The organism is Aerococcus sp. HMSC062A02, assembly GCF_001809535.1.
GTDB lineage: Bacteria > Bacillota > Bacilli > Lactobacillales > Aerococcaceae > Aerococcus.
Genome location: NZ_KV797937.1, coordinates 1 through 8,624 on the forward strand (window position 1 = coordinate 1; position 8,624 = coordinate 8,624).

The 8,624-nt window shown below is 49.5% G+C and carries 8 protein-coding genes; 4 read left to right on the forward strand and 4 right to left on the reverse strand.

The window, feature by feature from the left end; genetic code table 11:
- The first annotated feature begins 347 nt into the window (after nucleotides 1-347).
- The 4 genes from HMPREF2626_RS07035 (at nucleotide 348) to proS (ending at nucleotide 3,861) form a co-directional block, all read left to right on the forward strand.
- Nucleotides 348-989 carry an NUDIX hydrolase gene (locus HMPREF2626_RS07035; protein WP_070619326.1) on the forward strand — a complete coding sequence of 214 codons (642 nt, stop codon included), beginning with the start codon at nucleotides 348-350 and terminating at the stop codon, nucleotides 987-989.
- A gap of 19 nt (nucleotides 990-1,008) precedes the next feature.
- Entirely contained in the window at nucleotides 1,009-1,581 is a 573-nt protein-coding gene (locus tag HMPREF2626_RS07040; protein ID WP_070619333.1) for an ECF transporter S component, read from the forward strand.
- Between the two features lie 29 nt (nucleotides 1,582-1,610).
- A complete protein-coding gene (locus HMPREF2626_RS07045) occupies nucleotides 1,611-2,141 on the forward strand; it encodes an acyl-CoA thioesterase (RefSeq protein ID WP_070619336.1) in 531 nt (176 codons plus the stop codon).
- A 268-nt stretch (nucleotides 2,142-2,409) separates the two neighbouring features.
- Nucleotides 2,410-3,861, forward strand: a complete 1,452-nt coding sequence (gene proS, locus HMPREF2626_RS07050) for a proline--tRNA ligase (RefSeq protein WP_070619339.1) — start codon at nucleotides 2,410-2,412, stop codon at nucleotides 3,859-3,861.
- A 711-nt stretch (nucleotides 3,862-4,572) separates the two neighbouring features.
- Here proS and HMPREF2626_RS07055 read toward each other — a convergent pair.
- The 4 genes from HMPREF2626_RS07055 to HMPREF2626_RS07070 all read right to left on the reverse strand — a co-directional run bounded on the left by HMPREF2626_RS07055 (nucleotide 4,573) and on the right by HMPREF2626_RS07070 (nucleotide 7,944).
- On the reverse strand, nucleotides 4,573-4,935 hold the full coding sequence (locus HMPREF2626_RS07055; protein WP_070619342.1) for a PTS glucitol/sorbitol transporter subunit IIA: 363 nt from the start codon (nucleotides 4,933-4,935) through the stop codon (nucleotides 4,573-4,575).
- A 147-nt stretch (nucleotides 4,936-5,082) separates the two neighbouring features.
- Nucleotides 5,083-6,387: a TRAP transporter large permease gene (locus tag HMPREF2626_RS07060; RefSeq protein ID WP_070619345.1), complete on the reverse strand. Its 1,305-nt coding sequence runs from the start codon at nucleotides 6,385-6,387 to the stop codon at nucleotides 5,083-5,085.
- A complete protein-coding gene (locus HMPREF2626_RS07065) occupies nucleotides 6,387-6,893 on the reverse strand; it encodes a TRAP transporter small permease (protein WP_070619347.1) in 507 nt (168 codons plus the stop codon). The genes HMPREF2626_RS07060 and HMPREF2626_RS07065 overlap by 1 nt, the downstream gene beginning before the upstream one ends.
- Nucleotides 6,880-7,944, reverse strand: a complete 1,065-nt coding sequence (locus tag HMPREF2626_RS07070; RefSeq protein WP_083294392.1) for a TRAP transporter substrate-binding protein — start codon at nucleotides 7,942-7,944, stop codon at nucleotides 6,880-6,882. The genes HMPREF2626_RS07065 and HMPREF2626_RS07070 overlap by 14 nt, the downstream gene beginning before the upstream one ends.
- Nucleotides 7,945-8,624 lie beyond the last annotated feature (680 nt).

Genomic DNA, 8,624 nt, shown 5'->3' on the forward strand with positions numbered 1-8,624 from the left:
AGTCACTTCCTTTCTGCCTTTGCGAACCCGACTAAAAGGGGGTGAGGGCGCGCGGGCTAGCGGTCAGCTCATTCATGCCCATTGCCAGTCTTTAATCCACAATTGAAGTTTTTGAGTGTGGGTTGGTCAGTTTCAACCCACAAACGAGGCCTAGGAGTGTGTGTTGGCGCGTTCCAATCCACAAATGAGACCTTTGAGTGTGTGTTTACCCATTCTAACCCAGAAACGAGGTCCAGGAGTGTGGCTTAGCAGCCTTCTATACCCAAACAAGCCCTTTTATTGTGTATTGCCGGCCCCTACCCCCTAACCCTCAGTCCGAGAATCAGAAACAAAGGAGGAAGTTTAGCTTGCTCGAGAAAATTTATCATATTTTTCAGTCTTATGAAGCCCAACCTCTGGGGATTGACAAGTATTACGCAGTCTTAATTCCCTTAGTTGTCATTGACGAAGAGCTCTATATTCTTTATGAGAGTCGGGCGGCCGGTATTTCCCAAGGAGGGGATACGTCTTTTCCTGGTGGCCGGGTCGAGGAGGGTGAGAGCTTTAAGGAGGCCGCGGTTCGTGAAACAGTGGAAGAATTAGGCTTAACTCCCGATAAAATTGCGCTTTTGGGTGAGATGGATTATGTTGTGGAGCGCGACCGAGTGATTGCTTGCTTCGTGGCCCAATTGAACATTGATAGCTTGGAAGACTTAGCGGTCAACCCGGATGAAGTGGCCTATCCTTTCTTGGTGCCCTTCATGAAGCTCTTCCGCCAAGAAACCAAGGCCTACACCTTTAGCCATGAGCTCCAGATCGACGCGGACTTTCCCTATGAGAAGATTCCTGGGGGCAAGGCCTACCCCTTCCGTAACCGTCAAGTAACGGACCAGGTGCCCTTCTATGATGTGGATGATGAAGTCCTCTGGGGCTTAACTGCCCGGCTCACCGAACGCTTGATGGATATTGTCCGAACGGGCGAGGCCGATATTTTTTCTGGAAAGCTTTGATTAGACTGAGGAGACACTAATGCACGAAAAAAAAGTCTACCGCCTAGCTATTGTCAGCCTCCTAACGGCTGTCTTGTTGCTGCAAACCTTTATCCCTTGGCTGGGCTATATTCCTTTAGGCCCTATTAGTATTACCATTGTTCAAATTACCGTCATGCTGGGAGCCAGCCTCTTCGATAAGCAGGTGGGAACCATGCTGGGGGGGATTTGGGGTGTCCTGGCTTGGTTGCGCCATCTGCTTCAACCGACCGTGGTTTCGCCGGTCTTTATTAACCCCCTAGTTTCGGTCCTGCCCCGGCTTTTGACCGGTTTTTTGACGGCGGTTTTAGCCAGCTACTTGAGGAAAAAGTTCTCTGGACGCTGGGTTTATGCCTTGATCGGGGCACTGGGGTCGCTTTGTAATACCCTGCTCGTGATGGGGGCTATCTACCTCTTTGCCCGGGCGGCTTATGCTCAAGCCTTGGGAGTGAGTGAAGCAGCCATTCTTCCCATTATCTTAGGGGTGGTCCTGACGAACGGTCTGGCTGAGATGCTGGCCTCTGCCCTGGTCTTGCCCCTGCTCGCCCAAGCCCTTCAAAAAGTACTCAAATAAAATTTTACTCAGAAAAGGAAGCGATTGTAATGAAACACTGCAAGGAAACGCGTGTTGTTCAAACCCACCGAATTATGCCCCAAGAAACCAACAGCTTCGGCAATATGTTTGGGGGCCAGCTCTTGTCCCTCGTTGACAATAGTGCCTCCGTCTCGGCGTCGAGGATGTCGCGGACAGTTGTGATGACGGCAGCTATGGATAAGATGAACTTTCTTGCGCCCCTCCCCGAAAATGATTCCGTCTGCGTAGAGAGCTTTGTCTCCGGAGTGGGCAAGAAGAGCTGCGAGGTGTTTGTCAAAGTCCTCGGGGAACACTTAGCTACGGGTGAACGTTATATTGCGGCGACTTCTTTTATGACCTTTGTCGCGATTACGGATGATCCGGACTTCCATATGCCTGAGATCGTGGCAGATAGTGAAGAAGAAGAGATGATCTGCTCAGGTTATGACCAGCGCCGGCAGGAACGTCTCAACCAACGCCAGGCCGACCAAGCCCTCCACGAGAAGTTGACCAAGCAAGTCTTCTGGTTGGATGAAGACTACTACAAGTCCGGAAATTAGAGTTGACTTTCTCTCGAAATTCGGTCACAATAGAAGCAAGCTGCAGACCAGTAGTGTTGCTATGGGTGAAGAGAGTGTTTGGTGCTGGGAAAACACCCCCGCTGGCAAGATGAACCTCCTGCATATTACTGGCTTGGAAACAAGCTACGGGGCGCCCCGTTACGGCGCAATGAGTGAAGTGATAAACTTAACGAAGGTGGTACCGCGGATTTTCCGTCCTTTTAGGATGTGAGGATCTGCGTTTTTTTATGGAGAAAAGGAGAGACAAATGAGTCAAGAAGAAACAAACTTACAACAAACGGATTTTTCCAAGTGGTACTTGCAAAGTATCCAGAAGGCAGACCTATTTGCTTACGGGCCTGCCCGGGGGACCATGATTTTCAAGCCCAATGGGTATTTCTTATGGAAACAAATTAAAAAAGCCCTGAATGACCAATATGAAGCGAGTGGGGTAGAAGAGGTTTACTTCCCTATGCTGATCCCCCAAAGCTTCTTTGAGAAGGAAGCCGACCACGTGGAAGGCTTCGCCCCTGAACTGCCTTGGGTGACTAAGGCGGGTGACGAAGAACTAGAAGAACCCCTCGCCCTTCGCCCAACCTCAGAGACCCTCTTTGGCAATGCCATGAGCGACTGGATTAATTCTTACCGCGACCTACCGATGGAACTTAACCAGTGGGCCAATGTCTTCCGCTGGGAGAAACGGACCTTCCCCTTCCTTAGAACTTCTGAATTTCTCTGGCAAGAAGGCCACTGTGCTTATGCGACAGCTGAAGAAGCCCATGAGCGGGTCCTCCACTTCTTGAAAATCTACCAAGATGTTGTGGAGAACCTTCTGGCTATGCCGGTTTATACAGGGGAGAAGACGCCTTCTGAACGTTTTGCTGGCGGGGATAATACCTATTCTCTTGAAGCCATGATGAAAGATACTAAGGCTGTTCAAGCTGCAACTTCCCACTTTTTAGGCACCAACTTTGCTGAAGCTTTCGACATCAAGTTCTTAAATGAGGATAACGAACACGTTCACGCTTATACCTCCTCTTGGGGCGCTTCGACTCGCTTGATTGGGGCCATGATTATGACCCACGGCGACGAGAAAGGGGTTGTCTTCCCACCTAAGATGGCTCCTGTCCAAGTGGCCCTCCTGCCAGTCGGCAATCTGAAGAAGAATCCTCAAGTTCTTGAGAAATTGCGTGAAATCGAGTCAGAACTGAAGGCAGCGGGCTTCCGTGTGAGCTTAGATGATTCCAATAACTTACCTGGTTACAAGTACAATGAAGTGGAAGTGAAGGGGGTTCCTCTCCGTCTCGACTTCGGCCCACGTGATATGGAAAACAACAGCTGCATGATCAAGATGCGCGACCAAGATGACAAGGAAGCTGTGGCTTTAGACGACCTTGTCGCAACGGTCCAAGACAAGCTAGACGCTATGCAGACGCGCCTTTACGAAAAAGCTGACCAATTCCGCAAGGCTAACGAGCACTATGATATCGACACCATGGAAGACCTCCAAGCCCACCTCGATAAGTGCCATGAAGAAGGCCAATACCCAGGCTGGGTGCTAGCTGGTTGGGACGGTACGGAAGAATCCGAAGCTGCGGTTAAGGAAGCTACAGGTTTTACCACCCGGAACATTCCTTTCCATGCTCCTGTTGAAAAAACAGTTGATATCTACTCAGGCAAGCCTGCCAAGTATACAGTTTGGTATGCTCGTGCTTATTAATTAGAATCTAGAAAAGCCGAAAGCCAACAAAACACTCCTAATGGGGTTGTTTTGTTGGCTTTTTCTGGTTGTTAGCGGGGAGTTGATTGTGAACTTTTAAATAAGGTGTCCGTTTGAGAGTAGGAAGTTGGCAAGTTGCGAATGGGACCTCCGTTTGCGAGTAGGATCGCTCCAACTTGCAAACGAGGCTTCGATTAGCAAATAGAGTCGTGTCAACTCGCAAACGGAGCTCTGATTAGCAAGTAGACTCACACCAACTCGCGAATGGCCCCTTGCTTAGCAAGTTGACCTCCCGCTAGGCAAGCTGCTTGGCCTCACCATAAGGAAAACAAGCTAGCGAGGCCCTTGCTAGCTTGTTAACTCTTATATTGTATTTTTTATACATTGATTGTGCTATGTTTCCCTTGGCGTTGGCTTGGCAACCCGCATTCGGACCTTCTGATTGTGGCTTGAGCGCCATCCTCCGAATCCTGTAGTCGGGTTCGACTTGGCAGACTCGGAGTGATTTCACAAGTAAGGAACGAGCGAATGCTTCGCTCTTATCCTTACTTGCTCCAATCATCCGAGTCTAAACGCCAAGTCTCACACCCTTATAGTCGGGTTCGCAAGAGCAGAAAGGGAGTGACTTCAGCCAATCGGAACGATCGGCTGAGGCCGCTCTTTTCCGTTTGGCCTCCAGTCATTCCTTTCTGGACGCCTTTGCTCACACCCTTATTTTATTTCGATCCAGGTGTTTTGTTTGATTTCGGGGAAGGGCTTGTCTTCGAGGTAGATGGTGCCGGGGATTTCGGCTTCTGTTGCACCGTTGGCTTTGAAGGTGACGTGGTTGATGGTGCGGAGGTTTTTCTCAGCGATGTCACCGACTGCGGTAATTTCGAAGCACTGGCCGGAGATGCAGAGACATTGGCCGGCTTCGATGTGGCCTGGGAAGTCGATGTCTGTGATGAGGACACTGTAGTTTTTGACTTCGGACATGACATCAGCGTTGGAGAATACGAGGAGGAGTTTTTCTCCGAGGAAGCGGTCGACAGCTTGGCCGACATTGGCGATTTTGGCTTTGAATTGTGTTGGCATATTGGGTCTCTCCTTTTTATTTAAGCCTGAGCTAAAAAATCTTTTCTCTTCAAGTATAACTTAGTATTATAGCAATGACAACGCATACATTAGAAAAAACATTTAAAAAAACGAAGCCTGCAATGCGAGACTTCGTTTGTCTTAAACTTATAGGAGTCCAGCCAATTCGGGTAACCAGAGCGAGATGGCTGGGATGTAGGTGACGAGGAGTAAACCAGTGAGGATTGCTCCATAGTAGCTCAGCATGTAAGGCATAACATCTGCCAGGGTCGACTTGCCGACGCGGATGGCGACGAAGAGGGTGTTGCCAACGGGTGGGGTGATGTTCCCGATACAGAGGTTATAGACCATAATAATCCCAAAATGAACAGGGGACATGCCAAAGGAAGTGGCAATGGGTAAGAAGATGGGCGTGAAGATCAGGATAGCTGGGGTCACGTCCATAAACGTCCCTGAGATCAAGAGGATAATATTAATGATCAACATGATAGCAAGGGAGTTCTCAGTGATGCTGAGGAGGGCCCCAGCGATGGCTTGGGGAATCCCGGTGAAAGCCATGACCCAGCTGAGAATGTTCGATACCCCGATGAGGAAGACTACCATCCCGCTGGTTTCAGCACTATCGACTAAGATCTTGTAGAGGTCTTTCAAGCCGATGGACCGGTAAACCACCACGGAAATAAAGAGGGCATAGATGACGGCAATGGCAGAGCCTTCTGTGGCAGTGAAGACGCCAGCGATGATCCCGCCAATCACCACGATAATGAGGGAGAGGGGGAGGAGGGCATCTAAGGTTGCCTTGCCGAGACGCTTCCAGTCAAAGGGGCGTTGGTCGCCCAGATAGCCTTTTTTGCGGGCCATAATGAAGGCGACGACCATACAGGCTAGGGTCCAAATCAAACCAGGTAGGTAGCCGGCCATGAAGAGGGCAGCCACCGAAGTTCCTCCAGAGACGAGGGAGTAGGTGATGAGAGCATTGGATGGAGGAATTAGGAGCCCACTAGGAGCTGAGGCCCCGTTGGTAGCGGCGGCTAGGTTCATGTCGTAGCCTTGCTCGCGTTCGCCATCCTGAACCATGCCCCCAACTGCTGCCGCGGCTGCTGCGGCTGAACCTGAGATGGCGCCGAAGAGGGCATTGGCCCCCACGTTGGTGAGCAGGAGCGAGCCAGGGATCTTACCTACGATGGCTTCCACGAAGTTCACCAGGCGCTTGGCGATCCCGCCTTGGTTCATGATGTTTCCTGCCAGAACGAAGAAGGGGATCGCGACTAGGGTAAAGGTTGAAGTTCCTGAGAAGATCCGCTGGGCCGCCGTAATGACAGTAGTTTCTAGGGACATGGTAGGTAGGATCGCGCCAATCGCTGAAATCCCAATCGCAATGGCAATCGGAATTCCCAAGACCAAGAGGATGGCCAAGAGGGCGATCATAATAATTAAAGATTGAATAGCCATTAGATGTCTTCCTCCTTCTTAGCAGAATCAAAAGCAGCGAGGGGTTTTTGGTAGATGTCATAAATGTTAAGCACACTGTAGAGGGCAATGAAGAGACCACTCAAAGGGATCACTGCATAGAAGTAACCCATCGGCAGCGGCAGGGAGGATGACATCTGCCCCATCGTAAGGGAAGTGATTTCAATTCCGCCATAGATTAAGACCACAACAGCAAAGACAAAAATCAAGGCTTCGCTGAAGAGGTTGAGGGCTTTTTGTGTCTTGGCTGAGAAACGTTCTAGGATAACAGGGATATTCATATGTTCCCGCTTGCCGAAGACATAGGCAGCCCCGAACATGGTCACCCATGCGAACATATAAGAAGCCAGCTCTTCCGACCAGGTCGATGGGGCATGGAGGAGGTAGCGGGTGAAGACTTGCCAGACGGTTAAGAGTGTCATCAAGCCTAAAGTTAGGGCGTTGAAGACACGCATGATCTGATCTAGAATATGTCTAATTTTTTGCATCTGCCTGCGCCTCCTTGTCTTCAGCCTTGACGGTCTTAGCCTTTTCTTCGATTTGTTTGTAGATTTTTTCTAAGGAAGGATTGGCCTCAAGGACTTCTTTGTGAAGAGGCATGACCGCTTCACGGAAAGGTGCTGTATCGGGATAGTTGAACTTAACGCCCATGTCCTTTTCAGCTTTTTCCTTGGCTTCTTCTACTTTTTCTTGCCAAGCCTGGTGTTGGGTATCCTGCATGATCTGGAAGCCATGGTCGAAGATTTTTTTGTCTTCAGCTGGTAAGTCGTCGAGGAAGCGGCTGTTAACGATCACTTCGTCCGGAATCATTTGGTGGAGGGTATAGGAATAATTCTTCACAATATCTCCGTGGCCGTTCTCGGTTAGCGCGAGCTCATTGTTCTCCGCTCCATCGATAACGCCCGATTGGATGGCGGTGTAAACATCTCCGAAGCCCATTGGTGTAGCAGAGCCACCGAGGAGTTCCATCATGCGGACATTGGTAGGGGATTGTTGGACCCGGATCTTGAGCCCTGAGAGGTCAGATGGTTTCTCAATCGGTCCCTTGGTCACATAGAAGTTCCGGGTACCAGCATCTAGCCAGGCCTTGGTGATAAAGCCTGATTCTTCTGTCCCGTTGAAGATGGGCCCGACAATTTCAGGGTCATTCATCACGGCATGGTAAATCTCTGGGGTTTCGAAGAGATAGGGCAGGTTGAAGATCTGGAACTGTTGGTTGAAAGTTTCCAGGATCGAGTTGGATGCCACTGTTATCTCAATCGCCCCGGTTTGGGTGAGCTGGACCATATTGGTTTGGGTTCCTAAGAGCTCACTGGGGTAGATCTGAACATCATACTTGTCGCCCAATTCCTGCTCGATATATTTCTCGAAAGCTTCCATCCCGATATGGGTGGGGTGGTTGGATGATTGGTTATGGGCGATGCGGATAATCCGCTGTTTTTGTTCAGCCTGCACTTGTTCAGGCAAAACAAGCATGACAAGGACGCTTAAAATACTCACAATAATAGCAAATTGACTCAGTAAACGCCGCTTTCTCATGTCTAATCACACTCCTTCATAATAAATAGAGCCACCTAGCCAGAAGCTGGTGACGCTTACAAACTATTATACAATAAATCTTTGAAGAGGTGTTAATCGTTTTCATTAATTATTTCTAAGATTATGAGAGTTGGGGGTGATATAAATCATCAGAGTGCTTGGCTGAAGTGGACGGGATTATTGGCTCCTGCTCAAAGTGAGCTGCTAATAGAAAGCTTCTTTAATGACTAGTCACTAGCACGAAAGGATAGAGAAGTAAAAAAACTAAGAGGCTAGAACAAAAGATCCAGCCTCTCTATAGCATGCACGTAAAAAATTATTTCTTTCTCCCGCATCATCTAGTTGGGTTCGGTCGCGCAGAAGTGGCTCCTCTTCTACCGCTCTTCCTCACACCCTTAGTCGAGTTCGGTCTATCAATCCACACTCGCAAGCCCTGATTGAATGTTGAACAGAGTGAATCCACACTTGAGGATGTTGTTTGTGTGTCGGTCGCCGTCAACCCACACTCGGAGCATTTGATTGAGTGTCGAGCAGAGTGAATCCACACTTGAGGGCATTGTTTGGGTGTTGGTCATTGCCAATCCACACTCGCAAGTTCTGATTGTATGTTAGCTAGTAGTTGTAACCGAGTCGCCAGCCCTCACACCCTTAGTCGGGTTCGCAAGAGCAGCTTTGGAGTG

What these genes read in the sequence shown, in the direction of transcription:
- HMPREF2626_RS07040 (WP_070619333.1), top strand. Translation starts at nt 1,009, where the DNA reads ATGCACGAAAAAAAAGTCTACCGCCTAGCTATTGTCAGCCTCCTAACG.
- HMPREF2626_RS07045 (WP_070619336.1), top strand. Translation starts at nt 1,611, where the DNA reads ATGAAACACTGCAAGGAAACGCGTGTTGTTCAAACCCACCGAATTATG.
- proS (WP_070619339.1), top strand. Translation starts at nt 2,410, where the DNA reads ATGAGTCAAGAAGAAACAAACTTACAACAAACGGATTTTTCCAAGTGG.
- HMPREF2626_RS07055 (WP_070619342.1), bottom strand. Translation starts at nt 4,935, where the DNA reads ATGCCAACACAATTCAAAGCCAAAATCGCCAATGTCGGCCAAGCTGTC.
- HMPREF2626_RS07060 (WP_070619345.1), bottom strand. Translation starts at nt 6,387, where the DNA reads ATGGCTATTCAATCTTTAATTATTATGATCGCCCTCTTGGCCATCCTC.
- HMPREF2626_RS07065 (WP_070619347.1), bottom strand. Translation starts at nt 6,893, where the DNA reads ATGCAAAAAATTAGACATATTCTAGATCAGATCATGCGTGTCTTCAAC.
- HMPREF2626_RS07070 (WP_083294392.1), bottom strand. Translation starts at nt 7,944, where the DNA reads ATGAGAAAGCGGCGTTTACTGAGTCAATTTGCTATTATTGTGAGTATT.